Here is a 16,609-nt window from a genome sequence, read left to right as displayed (position 1 = left end):
GGCCTTATGAACGAGACGCTCATGCCATCCGGACTCGACACCCTTCGTCGCGCCACGCGCGCTGGCCTGGCCCCCCTGGCCCTGGCGACCCTGGTCGCCGGCTGCCAGGCGCTGCCCGCCGCCGACGCCCCCGGGGGCGCGGAGGACGACCCCATGGCCGGCGCCCCGCCCGTCACGCGCGGCCTGGATGCCGAGGGGCTGGCCGGCCTGCTGACCGCCGAACTGGCCGGGCAGCGCGGCGACTACCGCCGGGCCACCCTGGGCTACCTGGCGGCCACCGAGCGCTATGGCTCTGCCGCCCTGGCCGCCCGGGCGGCGCTGGCGGCCAGCTTCAGCAGCGACCCCGAGCTGCTGGCACGCGCCGCCGGCGAGTGGCAGCGGCTGGCACCCGACGACGAGCCCCCCTCTCGCCTGCTGGCCGGCCTGGCGATCCAGCGCGGCGACTGGCCGGCGGCCCTCGAACAGCGGCTGCGGCTCGTCGAGCGCGGCGGGGAAAGCGACCTGGCGGCCTTCGTCGAGTCGGCGCTGGCCGAGGGGGCCGACCCCGCCCCCCTGCTGGCGCGGCTGCGGGACCACCTGGCGCGTACCGGCCCCGGCGCCCGGCGCCACGATGCCGAGCTGGCCACCGCCCTGCTCGAGGTGGCCGCCGGCGACAACGACGCGGCCCGGCGCCGCCTGGAGCGCCTGGGCCAGAGCGCCCCGGAGCTGCCGGCGCTGTGGCTGACCCGCGCCAGGCTGGCCCAGGAGAACGGCAACCACGCCGGCGCCCGGGATGCCGCCCGCCGCGGCCTGGCCGTCTCGCCGGGGGATGCGCGCTTCATCCTGCTGATCGCCCAGAGCGAGCTGCGGCTGGGCAACGTGGCCGCCGCCGAGGCGCAGACCGACGCCCTGCTCGACGACCATACCGGCAACCACGAGCTGCGCCTGGCCCTGGCGCGCCTCTACCTCGACGAGGGCCATCCGGAACCGGCCCGGCGCCTGCTGCTGCCGCTGGTCGATGCCCCCGACACCCCGCCCATGGCCTTCTACCTGCTCGGCGCCATCGCCGAGGCGGAGGGCGAGGTGGACAACGCCCTCCTCTATTACCGCCAGGTCGCTGAGGGGAACGAGTTCCTGGCCGCCCGGCTGCGTGCCGCCGAGATGCTGATCGCCGACGACCGCCTGCTCGACGCCCGCGCCTTCCTGCGCATCGAGCGGCTGCGCCACGAGGCCAGCTTCTCCGACCTGGTCTCGCTGGAGGTGGAGCTGCTCGAGCGCGAAGGGCTCACCGCCGAGGCCGATGCCCTGCTCGACCGGGAGCTGGACCGCACCCCCAACGACGAGCAGCTGCTCTACCTGCGCGCCATGCGCGCCTGGGAGCAGCGCGACCTGGAGGCCATGGAGCGGGACCTGGGACGCATCATCGAGCGCAACCCGGACAGCGCCATGGCGCTCAACGCCCTGGGCTACACCCTGGCCGACCTGGGCCTGGAGGAGCGCCTGGAGGAGGCCCGCGAGATGATCGAGCGCGCCCACGACCTCGAGCCCGGCAACCCGGCCATCCTCGACAGCATGGGCTGGGTCCGCTTCCGCCTCGGCGACCCGGAGGGCGCCCTGCCCTGGCTGGAACGCGCCTACGCCACCCTGCCCGACCAGGAGATCGCCGCCCACCTGGCCGAGGTCCTGTGGGTGCTGGAGCGGCGCGACGAGGCCCGCCAGCTGGTGCGCGAGGCCCTCGAGCTCTTCGATGATCGCCCGGTGCTCGACGAGCTGCTCGAGCGCCTCCCCGAACTGGCCCCCTGAGCCTGCCGCCACCCACCGGACGAGACCCGCCATGACACCGCCACGCTTCCTGCGACCGCTGCCCCTCCTGCTGATCCTGGCCCTGCTGGCCGGCTGCGCCGGGCGGACCCCGGTGCCCGACGGCGAGCGCGCCGCCGGCCAGTGGGAGGCCCAGGAAGAGCGGCTCGCGGCCCTGGACACCTGGGTGCTGGCCGGCAAGGCCGGGCTGCGCACCCCGCAGGAATCGACCAGCGCCAACCTCGACTGGAGCCAGCACCCCCACTACTATCGCCTGCTGATCAGCGGCCCCTTCGGCAGCGGCCGCAGCACCCTGGAGGGTCGCGAGGGGCGCTTCTCACTGACCACCGGCGAGGGCCGCTTCGAGGCCGAGACCCCCGAGGCCCTGATGGAAGAGCAGCTCGGCTGGTCGCTGCCCCTCGGCGCCCTCTCCGACTGGGTACGCGGCCTGCCGGCCGAGGGCAGTCGCCACCGGATCGAGCACGACGAACTCGGCTTCCCCCGGCGCATCGCCCAGGACGGCTGGGAGATCGACTATCGCGACTGGGTCCTGGCCGAGACGCTGTGGCTGCCGCGCCGGCTGGTCATGACCTACGGCGACCTGCGCGTCACCCTGGTGGTCAACGACTGGCGCCCGGTGGTGGAGGACTGAAACCGCGCCATGAGCGATGCGACGATGACCCTGCCGGCGCCGGCCAAGCTCAACCGGCTGCTGCTGATCACCGGCCGCCGCCCCGACGGCTACCACGAGCTGCAGACGCTGTTCCAGTTCCTCGACCACGGCGACACCCTGCACCTCGGCCGCCGCGGCGACGGCGAGATCCGCCTGACGCCCGAGCTCCCCGACGTGGCCCCCGAGGACAACCTGATCGTGCGCGCCGCCCGCCTGCTCCAGGCCGAGACCGGCTGCCGGCTGGGGGCCGAACTCCACCTCGACAAGCGCCTGCCCATGGGGGGCGGCCTGGGCGGGGGCAGCTCTGATGCCGCCACCGCGCTGCTCGGCCTCGACCGGCTGTGGCAGCTGGGGCTCTCCCTCGCGCACCTGGCCGACCTCGGCCTGCGCCTGGGCGCCGATGTCCCGGTCTTCGTGCGTGGCCACGCCGCCTGGGGCGAAGGGGTCGGCGAGCGGCTGATCCCCGTGGACCTCGACACCCCCTGGTTCGTGGTGATCCACCCCGGCGTGGCGGTCTCCACCCCTGCGGTGTTCGGGGCGGTCGAATTGACACGCGACACCCCCCCGATTACCATGGCGCGCGCACTGCAGGGGGGAGCGTCGAGCTGGCGCAATGACTGCGAGGCCACGGTCCGGGCCCTCTATCCCGAAGTGGCCGAAGCGATCGACTGGCTGTCGGAGCGGGCACCGACCATGCTGACCGGCACCGGCGCCTGCGTCTTTGCCAGGCTGGACGACGAGGCCGAGGCCGACCGCCTGCTGGCCCGGGCCCGGGAACGCTGGCAGGCCTTCAAGGCCCGCGGCCTGAACCGCTCTCCTCTTCATGTCGCCCTGGATCGCTGACGGGCCCCACCGCCGCGTTTTGCGCACCGGCCAGGCGACATGTCCCCCAGAGATCCCCAAACACTGCATAGGTGGCCGCGCGTGTCAAAATTGATGGTTTTCGCCGGGAATGCCAATCCCGAACTCGCCAGGAAGATCGCCGAGAGTCTGGACACCCGCCAGGGCAATGCCACGGTCGGGCAGTTCAGCGACGGAGAGATCGCCGTCGAGATCAACGAGAACGTGCGCGGCAAGGATGTGTTCGTCCTGCAGTCCACCTGTGCACCGACCAACGACAACCTGATGGAACTGATCCTGATGATCGATGCCCTGCGCCGGGCGTCGGCCACCAGGATCACCGCCGTGGTGCCCTACTACGGCTACGCCCGTCAGGACCGTCGCGTGCGCTCCGCCCGGGTGCCGATCTCCGCCAAGATCGTCGCCGACATGATGGTCAAGGCCGGGGTCGACCGGGTGATGACCATGGACCTGCACGCCGACCAGATCCAGGGCTTCTTCGACGTGCCGGTGGACAACGTCTACGGCTCGCCGATCCTGCTCGACGACATCGAGCGCCAGAACTACGAGAACCTGGTGGTGGTCTCCCCCGACGTGGGGGGCGTGGTGCGCGCCCGGGCCATCGCCAAGCAGCTCAACGCCGACCTCGCCATCATCGACAAGCGTCGCCCCTCGGCCAACCAGGCCCAGGTGATGCACATCATCGGCGAGATCGAGGGGCGCAACTGCGTGGTGGTCGACGACATGATCGACACCGCCGGCACCCTCTGCAAGGCCGGCGAGGCCCTCAAGGAGCATGGCGCCCACCGCGTCGTGGCCTACGCCACCCACCCGATCCTGTCCGGACCGGCGGTGGACAACATCACCGGTTCGGTGCTCGACGAGGTCGTCGTCACCGATACCATCCCGCTGTCCGATACCGCGCGGCGCAGCGGCCGGATCCGCCAGCTGAGCGTGGCCGGCCTGATCGCCGAGGCGATCCGTCGGGTCAGCAACGAGGAATCCGTCAGCGCCATGTTCCACTGAGTCACAGCACCAGGGAACAGGCGCCGGAGCAACGCCCTTCGGGGCTCCCGGAAACGTCACGGTCAGGTCGCGGGCCGCGGCGCTTTCCCTACTTCAAGCAAGAGGCAACATCATGTCCGATTTTACCCTTAACGCCAGCGTTCGTAACGACCTGGGGAAAGGTGCGAGCCGCCGCCTGCGTCGTGCGAACCTCCAGGTGCCGGCCATCGTCTACGGTGGCGAGTCCGCACCGCAGCCGATCTCCCTCGAGAAGTCCGCCTTCTACAAGGCCATCGAGGACGAGTCCTTCTTCTCCTCCGTGATCAACCTGGTCGTCGACGGCAAGAGCGAGCAGGTGGTGGTGCGTGACCTGCAGCGCCACCCCTTCAAGCCGCTGGTCACCCACGCCGACTTCCTGCGCGTGGACGCCACCCACGAGATCACCATCAACGTGCCGCTGCACGTGGTGGGCGAGGAGACGTGCAAGGGCATCAAGGACGACGGCGGCGAGCTGCACGTGCTCTCCAACGAGGTCCAGATCAGCTGCCTGCCCAAGGACCTGCCCGACTTCCTGGAAGTCGACATCACCGAGGTCGAGCTGGGCACCACCCTGCACCTCTCCGACCTGACCCTGCCGGCCGGCGTGATCCTGGTCGACCTGACCCACGGCGAGGACCACGATAACGCCGTGCTCAGCATCACCAAGCCCAAGGTCCGCGGCGGCGAGGAAGACGGCGAAGAGAGCGCCGAAGGTGAAGAAGGCGGCGAAAGCGCCGAGTAATCGCGCCCGCCTCGGGGCCGTGCCCGGCACGGCCCCTCCCCTTCCCGATCAAGCGCCTCGGCGCTTGATTTTTTTTGTGGCCGCCGCTAAAGCGACGTCAAGAATCATTCCAGATGATTGGTTGGAGGCAACCCCCATGAGCCAGGTCAGAGCGATCATCGGACTGGGCAACCCCGGTGCCGACTACGAGGCCACCCGACACAATGCCGGCGCCTGGCTGGTGGAGGCCGTGGCCCGCCGCGGCGGCGGCGAACTGCGCCCGGACCGGAAGTTCCTGGGCCTCCATGCACGGGTCCAGTTCGAGGGCCACGACCTCCACCTGCTCAACCCGACCACCTTCATGAACCGCAGCGGCGGCGCGGTGGCGGCGCTCTGCCAGTTCTACCGGATCGCCCCGGACGAGCTGCTGGTGGCCCACGACGAGCTGGACCTGCCCCCCGGGACCGCCCGCTACAAGACCGGCGGCGGACACGGCGGCCATAACGGGCTGCGCGACATCGCAAGCGCCCTGGGCAACGAGCGCGGCTTCCACCGCCTGCGCATCGGCATCGGCCATCCCGGCGACTCGCGCCAGGTCACCCACTACGTGCTGGGGCGCCCCGGCAAGGCCGAGCACGGCGCCATCGAGGCGGCCATCGACGAGTGCCTGGCCACCCTGCCCGACGCCCTCGACGGCCAGTGGGCGAAGGCCATGAACCGGCTGCACAGTTTCACGAGCGCCTAGCGCCTGTAGAATAGTCGCCACCTTCCAATCGCGAACACGCTTTCCAGGACGATCCCATGGGTTTCAACTGCGGTATCGTCGGCCTGCCCAATGTCGGCAAGTCGACCCTCTTCAACGCCCTCACCAAGTCCGGCATCGACGCCGAGAACTTCCCCTTCTGCACCATCGAGCCCAACGTCGGCATCGTGCCGATGCCCGACCCGCGCCTCGACGCGCTGGCCGAGATCGTCAAGCCCGAGAAGGTGATCCCCACCACCATGGAGTTCGTCGACATCGCCGGGCTGGTGGCGGGCGCCTCCAAGGGCGAGGGGCTCGGCAACAAGTTCCTGGCCAACATCCGCGAGACCCAGGCCATCGCCCACGTGGTGCGCTGCTTCGACAACGACAACGTCATCCACGTGGCCAACCAGGTCGACCCGCGTTCCGACATCGAGATCATCAACATGGAGCTGGCGCTGGCGGACCTCGACACCGTCGAGCGCGCCATCCAGCGCCTGGTGCGGGTCGCCAAGGGCGGCGACAAGGAGGCCATCGCCACCAAGGCGATCCTCGAGCGCATCCAGCCCCACCTGGCCGAGGGCCTGCCGCTGAGGAGCTTCGGCCTCGACGCGGACGAGCAGAAGCAGCTCAAGGGCTTCGGCTTCCTGACGCTGAAGCCCACCATGTACATCGCCAACGTCAACGAGGACGGCTTCGAGGCCAATCCCTACCTGGACGTGGTCCGCGAGATCGCCGCCGAGGAGGGCGCCGTGGTGGTGCCGGTGTGCAACCAGCTCGAGGCCGAGATCGCCGAGCTCGACGACGAGGAGCGCGCCATGTTCCTCGACGAGATGGGCATGGAGGAACCGGGCCTCGACCGGGTGATCCGCGCCGGCTACGCCCTGCTCGGCCTGCAGACCTACTTCACCGCCGGGGTCAAGGAGGTGCGCGCCTGGACCGTCAAGGTGGGCGCCACCGCCCCCGAGGCGGCCGGCGTGATCCACACCGACTTCCAGAAGGGCTTTATCCGTGCGGAAGCCATTGCCTATGACGACTTCGTCAGCCTGGGCGGCGAGCAGGGCGCCAAGGACGCCGGCAAGTGGCGCCTGGAGGGCAAGGAGTACATCGTCCAGGACGGCGACGTGATCCACTTCCGCTTCAACGTCTGACCGCCGCGCACTTGACATCCCGGGGGCCGGGCCGTAGACTTCGCCCCCGTTGTACGGCTACGTAGCTCAGCTGGTTAGAGCACATCACTCATAATGATGGGGTCCCCTGTTCAAATCAGGGCGTAGCCACCAGACAGCAGAAACCCGGCGCCTCGGCGCCGGGTTTCGTCGTTTTCGGACCCGCGGCCTCGCCGTCAGTCCAGCACCTGGCGGTTGCAGAAGGCGGTCAGCACCCGGGCCAGGTAGGCGACGTCGTGGCTGCCCGCGGTCTCGCGGATCGAGTGCATGGCCCACTGGGGGGCACCCACGTCCAGGGTCGGCACCCCGAGCTCGGTGGCGGTGATCGGCCCGATGGTGCTGCCGCAGCCCATGTCGGCGCGGGTCACGAAGGTCTGCACCGGCACCTCGGCCTGGCGGCAGAGGTCGCGGAACATCGCCGCCGTGGCGCTGTTGGTGGCGTAGCGCTGGTTGGCGTTGACCTTGATCACCGGGCCACCGTTGAGCGCCGGCCCGTGGGCGGCATCGTGCTTGTCGCGGAAGTTGGGGTGCAGCGCATGGGCGTTGTCGCAGGAGATCATCCGCGACGCCTGGATCAGGCGGATGATGGCCTCATCGCCGCCCTGCCCCAACTGCCCGCAGACCCGCCGCAACACGTCGCCGAGGAAGGGCCCCTGGGCCCCGCAGGCGCTGGCACTGCCCACCTCCTCGTGGTCGTTGGCCACCAGTACCACCCCCTGGCGGCCATCCGAGGCGAGCAGCGCCTCCAGCCCGACGAAGCAGGAGAGCAGGTTGTCGAGCCGGGCGCTGGCGATCAGCTCCCCCTCGACGCCGACCCGGCTCGGCGGCTGCGTGTCATGGAGGCCGAGCTCGAAGTCGAGCAGCTCGATGTCCTCCAGGCCATGCTGCTCGGCAAGCCACGCCTTGAGCAGGCGCTCCAGGTCCGGCGACCCGCCGCCCTGGAGGAGCACCGGCGCCATCTCGGTCTGGGCGTTGATGGCCCGCCCGTTGTTGGCCTCGCGATCGAGGTGGATGGCCAGGCTCGGGATGATCGCCACCGGCCGGTCGACATGCAGCAGCACGCCCTCCAGGCGACCGTCGGGGTGGCGCACATGGACCCGCCCCGCCAGCCCCAGGTCGCGGTCGAACCAGGGCGCGAGCAGCATGCCGCCGTAGATCTCGATGCCAAGCTGAAGCCAGCCGGCGGCACTCTGGGCGGCATGGGGCTTGAGACGCAGGCCGGGGCTGTCGGTATGGGCGCCGATCATGCGCAGCGCGGCCAGCGGCTCGCGGGGCAGCTGCAGCGCGATGATCGAGGAGTCGTTGCGGGTCACGTAGACCCGCTCGCCGGGGGCCAGCTGCCAGGGCTCGCGCTCGTCGAGCCGCCGGAAGCCGGCGGCCTCGAGGCGCGACGCCATGCTGGCGACGGCATGCCAGGGAGTGGGAGAGCGGCGCAGGAAGTCGAGCAGACGCTCGACCAGGTCGTCCTGGGACATGGGTTCCTCTACATAGATGTCATGGGATGACAACCGAAGCTGCTACAATGCCTGCTCGGTTCACGCAACTCATGAACCGGGCGAGGGTCAAGGGAATAGAGTGTACATGAAACCGGGAGTGCTTCATTGATGAGCCTGCTTGCCAACCTGGGGCGTTCGACCACTGCTCTGGTCGGGCTGCTGCTGGTCGCCACCGTCGCGCTGGCCCAGCCGCAACCCACCGATGCGCAGCGCCAGGCGGCCGTGGAGGTCGCCGAGTCGCTGCGCTACGGCCACTATGCCGACATCCGCCTCGACGACGCCTGGTCGCGCCAGGCCTTCGAGCGCTACCTGGACGTCCTCGACGGCCAGCGGGCCTTCCTGCTGGCCGATGATGTCGCCGACTTCCGCCATCTGGAGGAACGCCTCGACGACGCCCTGCTGGACGGCGAGCTCGACGATGCCTTCGCGCTCTATGATCGCTATCACCAGCGCGCCGAGGCGCGTTTCGAATGGCTGCTGGAGCGCCTGGACGAGGGCCTGGCCTTCCGCTACGAAAGCGACCTGCGCCTCGAGATCGACCGCGACGAGGCCCCCTGGGCCGAGAGCCTGGACGAGCTGGACGACCTCTGGTTCAAGCGGCAGAAGAATGCGGCGCTGACCCTGGCCATCAGCGGCCAGGACGACGAGCAGGTGGTCGAGAACCTGCGCCAGCGCTACGAGGGTCAGCTCTCCCGGGTTCGCCAGACCAACGAGGAGGACGTCTTCGGCCTCTTCATGGCCGCCGTCACCAGCAGCATCGACCCGCACAGCGAATACCTCTCCCCGCGTCAGGGCGAATCCTTCGACATCCAGATGCGACTGTCGCTGGAAGGCATCGGCGCCCTGCTGCAGTCCGACGGCGAGTACGTGAAGGTGGCCAGCCTGGTGCCGGGCGGCCCCGCCGACCGCGCCGGGGCCCTGGAACCCGCCGACCGCATCATCGCCGTGGGCCAGGAAGCGGGCGAGATGGTCAACGTGGTGGGCATGCGCCTGGACAACGTGGTCGACCTGATCCGCGGGCCCAAGGGCTCCGTGGTGCGCCTCGACGTGGTGCCGGCCCAGGCCGTGGACATGACCCGCTCCAAGGTCGTCGAGATCACCCGCGACACCGTCAACCTCGAGGACCAGGCGGCCCGCGGCGAGGTGATCGAGATCGAACGCGAGGACGGCATCCACCGCATCGGCAGCATCAAGATTCCCACCTTCTACGTGGACTTCGACGCCTGGCAGGCCGGCGAGGAGGAGTTCCGCAGCACCACCCGCGACGTGGCCCGGGAGATCGAGCGCCTCAAGGCCGAGGGCGTCGAGGGCATCGTGCTCGACCTGCGCAACAACGGCGGCGGCGCCCTGCAGGAGGCCAACTCGCTGATCGGCCTGTTCATCGATCGCGGCCCCACCGTGCAGGTGCGGGATGCCCGCGGCCGCATCAGCCTCTACGGCGACACCGAGGCCGGCGCCATCTACGACGGCCCGCTGGGCGTGCTGGTCAACCGCCTCTCGGCCTCGGCCTCGGAGATCTTCGCCGGCGCCATCCAGGACTACGGCCGCGGCCTGGTGATGGGCACGCCGACCTTCGGCAAGGGCACGGTGCAGACCCTCAACGAACTCTCCCATGGCCAGATCAAGCTGACCCGTGCCAAGTTCTACCGGATCTCCGGCGACAGCACCCAGCACCGCGGCGTCGAGCCCGACATCATCTTCCCGAGCCTGATCGACCCGGCGCTGATCGGCGAAAGCAGCCTCGACAACGCCCTCGACTGGGACACCGTGCGTTCGGTGCAGTACCGCAACTACGGCGAGCCCTGGCGCCACATGGAGTCCCTCAAGGACCGCCATCGCCAGCGCGCCGAGGAACTGCCCAACTTCCGCTACCTGGAGCAGCAGGCCGAGCTGACCCGCCGGATGCGCGAGCAGAACACCAGCGTCAGCCTCAACCGCGAACAGCGCCAGCGCGAGGTGGAGGCCCAGGAGGCCGAGCAGCTCGCCCTGGAGAACCAGCGCCGCCTGGCACTGGGCCTGGACCCCCTCGAGGAGTGGATCGACGCCCGCGGCGAGGAGAGCGACGACGAGCCGGTGGAGCAGGTGCAGGTGGTGGAAGCCGCCCATATCCTGCTCGACTACGCGAAGCTCAGCGGCGGCTACCGGCTGGCCAACCGGGACTGATACGGCCCGATCACCGAGCACCGCCACACCGTGTGCCGGCCCCTGGGGCCGGCGCACTGCGTTGGAGGCGACGCGGAGGCGAGCGCCGGACCGGCGCGGTGAACCCGGCCGTCATCCGGGCACGGCAAGAGATCGGGAACCCTGACGGGAGCCCGCGGCGGCATCAGCGCGACGACAGGAAAATACGGATGGCTCCCCGAGCAGGACTCGAACCTGCGACCCAATGATTAACAGTCATTTGCTCTACCAACTGAGCTATCGGGGAATGACCGGATACTGCAGAGGGGTGCGGCGGCTGGCTCCTCGAGCAGGACTCGAACCTGCGACCCAGTGATTAACAGTCACTTGCTCTACCAACTGAGCTATCGAGGATCGACCGTTACCGCAGCGTACTCGAACCGACGTTGGCTCCTCGAGCAGGACTCGAACCTGCGACCCAGTGATTAACAGTCACTTGCTCTACCAACTGAGCTATCGAGGAACGGCGTCGAGTACGGGGCGTAGTATACGGATCACGCCTGCCAGGTCAAGGGCCGTTTGGGCTTCCGACGCCCCCGCAACCGGCAGCCACACAACGGAAAACGCCCGCCGGGACGAGGGCCTGGCGGGCGTCTTGCGAGCGTTCTGGTGGCTACGCCCTGATTTGAACAGGGGACCCCATCATTATGAGTGATGTGCTCTAACCAGCTGAGCTACGTAGCCATTTTCCACCGCCTCGACGCCAATGCGCCGACGCCAATGCGCCGTGCGACGGGGGTGAATTATGCACGGTGGGCCGCCCCTTGGCAAGCCCACCGCCGGCACCTCAGGCGTCCAGGTCAAGCGCCCGGCGTACCGCGGCCAGGCCCTCCTCGCCATCGCGGGTCTCGACACCCTCGAGCCAGGCTTCCAGCACCTCGGGGTTGGCCTGCAGGTAGGCGCGGGCGGCATCCCGGGGATCCTCGCCCGCGTCCATGATCTCGGCCATCAGCTGGTTCTCCATCTCCAGGGTGAAGGCGAGGTTCGAAAGCAGCGTCCCGACATTCGCACACTCCTCGACGTAGCCACCGCGGGTGTTGGTGTAGACGGTGGCGCCGCCCAGGTCGGGACCGAAGTAATCGTCGGCCCCCTCCAGGTAGGCCATGTCGAAGTTGGTATTCATGGGATGCGGCTCCCAGCCCAGGAACACCATCCAGCGCTCTTCCGGTACCCGGGCGCGCAGTTCGGCGAGCATGCCCGCCTCGCTGGAATCGACCAGCCGCCAGTCGCCGAGGCCGAAGGCGTCGTCATCGATCATCTGCTGGATCAGCTCGTTGCCGTCGTTGCCGGCCTCGATGCCGTGGAGGGTGCTGTCGAACGCCTCGGCGTGCTCGGCCAGATCGGCCACCGAGGTGACGCCGGCGTCATGGACGTACTGCGGCACCGCCAGGGTGTATTTGGCGCCCTCCAGGTTGGCCCCCAGCCGCTCGACGCTGCCCTCCTCCACGTAGGGATCGCTGATCGACGCCATGGAGGGCATCCAGTTGCCCAGGAAGACATCGAAGTCGTCGTTCTTCATGCCCTGGTAGGCGATGGGCACGGAGACCGTGTCGATGCGGGTGTCGTAGCCCAGCGCCTCGAGCACCTCGGTGGTCAGCGCGGTGGTGGCGGTGATGTCGGTCCAGCCCACCTCGGCGAAACGCACCGTGGCGCAGCTTTCCGGCTCCTGGGCGTAGAGCGGCGTCGCCCCCAGGGTGGCGGCGGCACCCAGGCCCAGGGCCAGGCGGCGAGTCATGGGAGATGCGGTCATGGGAAAACCTCCTTGGGATGTCTGACGAAACGGGCTCGGCGACAGGCCGAGGCGAGACGATGCCGGCCGGGAACGTGTCGATCGAACGTTATTGATTGAACGTTCAATAAAAAAATGGCAGGCTGTGTCTATCCTAACCATGCTCACCGGTGTGGTGGCAAGTCTGCCCAGCAACTCTGCCCATCAACAAGGAGGTCTCGAGGTGCCCAAGGTAGGAATGGAACCCATTCGCCGCCAGCAGCTGATCAAGGCGACCATGGCGGCCATCGACGAGGTCGGCCTGGCCGACGCCACCGTGGCGCGCATCGCCCGCCACGCCGGCGTCTCCGCCGGCATCATCAGCCACTACTTCGGCGGCAAGGACGGCCTGCTGGAGGCAACCATGCGTCAGATCCTGAGCGACCTGGGGGATGCCGTGGCCGCACGGCGACGCGCCCTGGTGGACGACAGCCCCCGGTCGCACCTGAGGGCCATCATCGAAGGCAACTTCGATCGCAGCCAGGTGACCGGTCCGGTGGCCAAGACCTGGCTGGACTTCTGGGCCAGCAGCATGCACCGGCCTCAGCTGTCGCGGCTGCAGCAGGTCAACGACCGCCGCCTCTACTCGAACCTGTGCGCCCAGTTCCGGCGCGTCATGGCGCGCGACGAGGCGCGCCAGGCCTCACGTACCCTCGCCGCGGTGATCGATGGCCTGTGGCTGCGCGGCGCCCTGACCCCGGGGGGCCTGGATGCCGACTCGGCGCGCCGCACGGCCCTCGACACCCTGGACCAGCTGCTCGCTGCCACCGCCACCACCGACTGAAGGAGACTCCCCATGACCCAGCGCGATTCCCTGCCCCTCTACATCGACGGCCGCGAAGTGGACGCCACCGCCGGCGAGACCTTCGAGGTCGTGAACCCCTTCGACGGCAGTCTGCTGGCCCGCGTCCAGCAGGCCTCGGCGGCCGACGTGGACGCCGCCGTGGCGGCCGCCCGGCGCGGCCAGCGCGAATGGGCCGCCATGAGCGGCATGGCCCGCGGGCGCATCCTGCAGCGTGCCGTGGCGCTGCTCCGGGAGCGCAACGACGAGCTCGCCGAACTCGAGACCCGCAACACCGGCAAGCCGATCAGCGAGACCGCTGCGGTGGACATCGTCACCGGCGCCGACGCCCTGGAGTACTATGCCGGCCTCGCTGCCGCCATCGAGGGCACCCAGATCCCGCTGCGCGAGGATTCGTTCGTCTACACCCGCCGCGAGCCGCTGGGCGTGGTCGGCGCCATCGGCGCCTGGAACTACCCCATCCAGATCGCCTGCTGGAAGGCGGCCCCGGCCCTGGCCGCCGGCAACGCCGTGGTCTTCAAGCCCAGCGAGGTGACCCCGCTCACCGCCATGAAGCTGGCCGAGATCCTCACCGAGGCGGGCTTGCCCGACGGCGTCTTCAACGTGGTCCACGGTGCCGGCGAGGTGGGCGCCCTGCTCACCGGGCATCCCGGCATCGACAAGGTCTCCTTCACCGGCGAGGTGGGCACCGGCAGGAAGGTGATGGCCGCCGCCGGCGGCTCCACCCTCAAGGAGGTGACCATGGAACTGGGCGGAAAGTCGCCCTTCGTGGTCTTCAATGATGCCGACCTGGACCGCGCCGCCGACGCCGCCATGATGGCCAACTTCTACTCCAGCGGACAGATCTGCACCAACGGCACCCGGGTCTTCGTCGAGCGTTCGGTGAAGGACGACTTCGAGGCGAAGATCGCCGAGCGCGTGGCACGCATCCGCGCCGGCGACCCGCTGGACCCGAGCGTCAACTTCGGTCCCCTGGTGAGCTTCGAGCACCAGGCCAAGGTGCTCTCCTACATCGCCCTGGGCCGGCAGGAGGGCGCCACCCTGCTCGCCGGCGGCGAGAGCTGGAACAGCGGTGACTTCAGCCAGGGCGCCTGGGCGGCCCCCACGGTGTTCACCGACTGCAACGACGAGATGCGCATCGTGGGCGAGGAGATCTTCGGCCCGGTGATGGCGATCCTCGCCTTCGATGACGAGGAGGAGGTGATCCGCCGCGCCAACGACACCCACTACGGGCTGGCCGCCGGGGTATTCACCGAGAGCCTCAACCGCGCCCACCGGGTGATTCACCGCCTGGAGGCGGGCATCTGCTGGATCAACACCTGGGGCGAGTCCCCCGCCGAGATGCCGGTGGGCGGCTACAAGCAGTCGGGCGTCGGCCGCGAGAACGGCCTCGAGACCCTGGCCCACTACACCCAGACCAAGTCGGTGCAGGTGGAGATGGGCCCCTTCGAATCGGTCTTTTAAGGAGGCGACATGTCCGAGCTTCGTGAATTCGACTACGTGATCATCGGCGCCGGCTCGGCCGGCAACGTGCTCGCCACCCGCCTCACCGAGGAGGCGGACATATCGGTGCTGCTGCTGGAGGCCGGCGGCCCCGACCACCGCTTCGACTTCCGCACCCAGATGCCGGCGGCCCTGGCCTACCCGCTGCAGGGCAAGCGCTACAACTGGGCCTTCGAGACCGACCCCGAGCCGCACATGGATGGCCGGCGCATGGAGTGTGGCCGCGGCAAGGGGCTCGGCGGCTCCTCGCTGATCAACGGCATGTGCTACATCCGCGGTAACGCCCTGGACTACGACAACTGGGCCAAGGCGCCGGGCCTCGAGGACTGGACCTACGCCGACTGCCTGCCCTACTTCAGGAAGGCCGAGACCCGCGACATCGGGCCCGACGACTACCACGGCGGCGACGGGCCGGTGAGCGTCACGACCCCGAAGGCCGGCAACAACCCGCTCTATCGCACCTTCATCGAGGCGGGCAGGCAGGCCGGCTACGCCGAGACCGAGGACGTCAACGGCTACCGCCAGGAGGGCTTCGGCCCCATGGACCGCTTCGTCACCCCGAAGGGACGTCGCGCCTCCACCGCCAGGGGCTACCTGGACATGGCGAAGCCGCGCCCCAACCTGACCATCGAGACCCGGGCCACCACCGACGTCATCGAGTTCGAGGGCAGGCGCGCCGTGGGCGTGCGCTATGAGCACAAGGGCCAGGCGCAGCGGGTACGTGCCCGCCGCGAGGTGCTGCTCTGCGCCGGCGCCATCGCCTCGCCGCAGATCCTGCAGCGCTCCGGGGTGGGCCCCCGCGAGGTGCTCGACGAGTTCGGCATCGAGGCGGTGCACGTCAACGACAACGTCGGCGCCCACCTCCAGGACCACCTGGAGATGTACATCCAGTACGAGTGCAAGGAGCCGATCTCCCTCTACCCGGCGCTGAAGTGGCACAACCAGCCGAAGATCGGTGCCGAGTGGCTCTTCCTCGGCCGCGGCATCGGCGCCAGCAACCAGTTCGAGTCCTGCGCCTTCATCCGCACCAGCGACGAGGAGCCCTGGCCCAACCTGCAGTACCACTTCCTGCCCATCGCCATCAGCTACAACGGCAAGAGCGCGGTGCAGGCCCACGGCTTCCAGGCCCACGTGGGCTCCATGCGCTCGGAGAGCCGCGGCCGCATCCGCCTCGCCTCCCGGGACCCGGAGGCCGCACCGAGCATCCTCTTCAACTACATGTCCACCGAGAAGGACTGGCAGGAGTTCCGCGACGCCATCCGCCTGACCCGGGAGATCATCAACCAGCCCGCCTTCGAAGCCTACCGCGGCCGGGAGATCTCGCCAGGGCCCGAGGTGCAGTCCGACGCCGAGCTGGACGCCTTCGTCAAGGCCCATGCCGAGACCGCCTACCATCCCTGCGGCAGCTGCCGCATGGGCGAGGGCGAGGACGCCGTGGTGGACGGCCAGGGCCGGGTGCACGGCGTGGAGGGGCTCCGGGTCGTGGACGCCTCGCTCTTCCCGCTGATCCCCACCGGCAACCTCAACGCGCCGACCATCATGCTGGCCGAGAAGCTCGCCGACCGGATCCGCGGCCGCGAGCCGCTGCCGCGTAGCGACGCGCCCTACTACGTCGCGGGCGACGCCCCCGCCCGCGGCGAGCCGCAGCGCCGCCTCGAGGCATAGCACCGGCCCCTCGTTGCCCCAGCGCCCCGCCCTGCCCTGCAGCGCGGGGCTTTTCTTCGGATTCCAGGCAGTCGAAGATGACTATTATGCTCGAGGCTTTTCCGGCGACAGGCCCCGGAGCGCCGGACCGTCGAGGGGGCGCTGTGAACCCCTATATGGTCTCCTCCCGGCTTGCAAGGCTCCGTTCATCGATGCAGGTACAGGTTGCTGCCATATATCCGGCCTG

At 69.4% G+C, this 16,609-nt stretch carries 13 protein-coding genes and 5 tRNA genes; 12 read left to right on the top strand and 6 right to left on the bottom strand.

All coding sequences use genetic code 11. From position 1 onward, the window contains the following. Positions 1 to 21 precede the first annotated feature (21 nt). From BDK63_RS03945 to BDK63_RS03910, 8 genes are all read left to right on the top strand, one after another. Positions 22 to 1,782 (top strand): tetratricopeptide repeat protein, encoded by a 1,761-nt coding sequence (locus tag BDK63_RS03945; RefSeq protein ID WP_183330031.1) that lies wholly within the window; start codon positions 22 to 24, stop codon positions 1,780 to 1,782. 31 nt (positions 1,783 to 1,813) lie between these two features. After that, positions 1,814 to 2,431: a lipoprotein insertase outer membrane protein LolB gene (gene lolB, locus BDK63_RS03940; RefSeq protein WP_183330030.1), complete on the top strand. Its 618-nt coding sequence runs from the start codon at positions 1,814 to 1,816 to the stop codon at positions 2,429 to 2,431. A 9-nt stretch (positions 2,432 to 2,440) separates the two neighbouring features. After that, positions 2,441 to 3,295 (top strand): 4-(cytidine 5'-diphospho)-2-C-methyl-D-erythritol kinase, encoded by an 855-nt coding sequence (gene ispE, locus BDK63_RS03935; protein ID WP_183330029.1) that lies wholly within the window; start codon positions 2,441 to 2,443, stop codon positions 3,293 to 3,295. 81 nt (positions 3,296 to 3,376) lie between these two features. Then, entirely contained in the window at positions 3,377 to 4,318 is a 942-nt protein-coding gene (locus BDK63_RS03930) for a ribose-phosphate pyrophosphokinase (protein WP_183330028.1), read from the top strand. A 112-nt stretch (positions 4,319 to 4,430) separates the two neighbouring features. Beyond that, positions 4,431 to 5,078, top strand: coding sequence for a 50S ribosomal protein L25/general stress protein Ctc (locus tag BDK63_RS03925; RefSeq protein WP_183330027.1), 648 nt, complete (start codon positions 4,431 to 4,433; stop codon positions 5,076 to 5,078). 136 nt (positions 5,079 to 5,214) lie between these two features. Then, a complete protein-coding gene (pth, locus tag BDK63_RS03920; RefSeq protein ID WP_183330026.1) occupies positions 5,215 to 5,802 on the top strand; it encodes an aminoacyl-tRNA hydrolase in 588 nt (195 codons plus the stop codon). Positions 5,803 to 5,858: 56 nt separating this feature from the next. Further along, positions 5,859 to 6,950 carry a redox-regulated ATPase YchF gene (ychF, locus tag BDK63_RS03915; RefSeq protein ID WP_183330025.1) on the top strand — a complete coding sequence of 364 codons (1,092 nt, stop codon included), beginning with the start codon at positions 5,859 to 5,861 and terminating at the stop codon, positions 6,948 to 6,950. Between the two features lie 55 nt (positions 6,951 to 7,005). Then, positions 7,006 to 7,082 (top strand) — tRNA-Met (locus tag BDK63_RS03910). Between the two features lie 62 nt (positions 7,083 to 7,144). On the opposite strand, the gene BDK63_RS03905 is transcribed toward BDK63_RS03910, so the two are convergent. Further along, positions 7,145 to 8,443 carry a M18 family aminopeptidase gene (locus BDK63_RS03905; RefSeq protein WP_183330024.1) on the bottom strand — a complete coding sequence of 433 codons (1,299 nt, stop codon included), beginning with the start codon at positions 8,441 to 8,443 and terminating at the stop codon, positions 7,145 to 7,147. Between the two features lie 129 nt (positions 8,444 to 8,572). Between BDK63_RS03905 and BDK63_RS03900 the strand changes: the two genes are divergently transcribed. After that, a complete protein-coding gene (locus tag BDK63_RS03900) occupies positions 8,573 to 10,627 on the top strand; it encodes a carboxy terminal-processing peptidase (protein WP_183330023.1) in 2,055 nt (684 codons plus the stop codon). A 189-nt stretch (positions 10,628 to 10,816) separates the two neighbouring features. Here BDK63_RS03900 and BDK63_RS03895 read toward each other — a convergent pair. The 5 genes from BDK63_RS03895 to BDK63_RS03875 all read right to left on the bottom strand — a co-directional run bounded on the left by BDK63_RS03895 (position 10,817) and on the right by BDK63_RS03875 (position 12,395). After that, positions 10,817 to 10,892 (bottom strand) — tRNA-Asn (locus tag BDK63_RS03895). A gap of 31 nt (positions 10,893 to 10,923) precedes the next feature. Next, positions 10,924 to 10,999 (bottom strand) — tRNA-Asn (locus BDK63_RS03890). A 33-nt stretch (positions 11,000 to 11,032) separates the two neighbouring features. After that, positions 11,033 to 11,108 (bottom strand) — tRNA-Asn (locus tag BDK63_RS03885). Between the two features lie 144 nt (positions 11,109 to 11,252). Beyond that, positions 11,253 to 11,329: transfer RNA gene (locus BDK63_RS03880), tRNA-Met, on the bottom strand. A 103-nt stretch (positions 11,330 to 11,432) separates the two neighbouring features. Then, complete coding sequence (locus BDK63_RS03875) at positions 11,433 to 12,395, bottom strand: choline ABC transporter substrate-binding protein (RefSeq protein WP_246385801.1); 963 nt, start codon at positions 12,393 to 12,395, stop codon at positions 11,433 to 11,435. 202 nt (positions 12,396 to 12,597) lie between these two features. Between BDK63_RS03875 and betI the strand changes: the two genes are divergently transcribed. From betI to betA, 3 genes are read left to right on the top strand one after another with little or no spacing between them, the layout of a single operon-like run. After that, complete coding sequence (gene betI / locus BDK63_RS03870) at positions 12,598 to 13,197, top strand: transcriptional regulator BetI (RefSeq protein ID WP_183330022.1); 600 nt, start codon at positions 12,598 to 12,600, stop codon at positions 13,195 to 13,197. 12 nt (positions 13,198 to 13,209) lie between these two features. Then, positions 13,210 to 14,679, top strand: a complete 1,470-nt coding sequence (gene betB / locus BDK63_RS03865; protein ID WP_183330021.1) for a betaine-aldehyde dehydrogenase — start codon at positions 13,210 to 13,212, stop codon at positions 14,677 to 14,679. Positions 14,680 to 14,688: 9 nt separating this feature from the next. Continuing rightward, positions 14,689 to 16,383, top strand: coding sequence for a choline dehydrogenase (gene betA, locus BDK63_RS03860; protein ID WP_183330020.1), 1,695 nt, complete (start codon positions 14,689 to 14,691; stop codon positions 16,381 to 16,383). The last annotated feature ends 226 nt before the right edge of the window (positions 16,384 to 16,609 follow it).

Source organism: Halomonas campaniensis, assembly GCF_014193375.1.
GTDB lineage: Bacteria > Pseudomonadota > Gammaproteobacteria > Pseudomonadales > Halomonadaceae > Halomonas > Halomonas campaniensis.
Note: the sequence above shows the minus strand (reverse complement) of the source record. Positions and strands in the feature narration are given on the sequence as shown.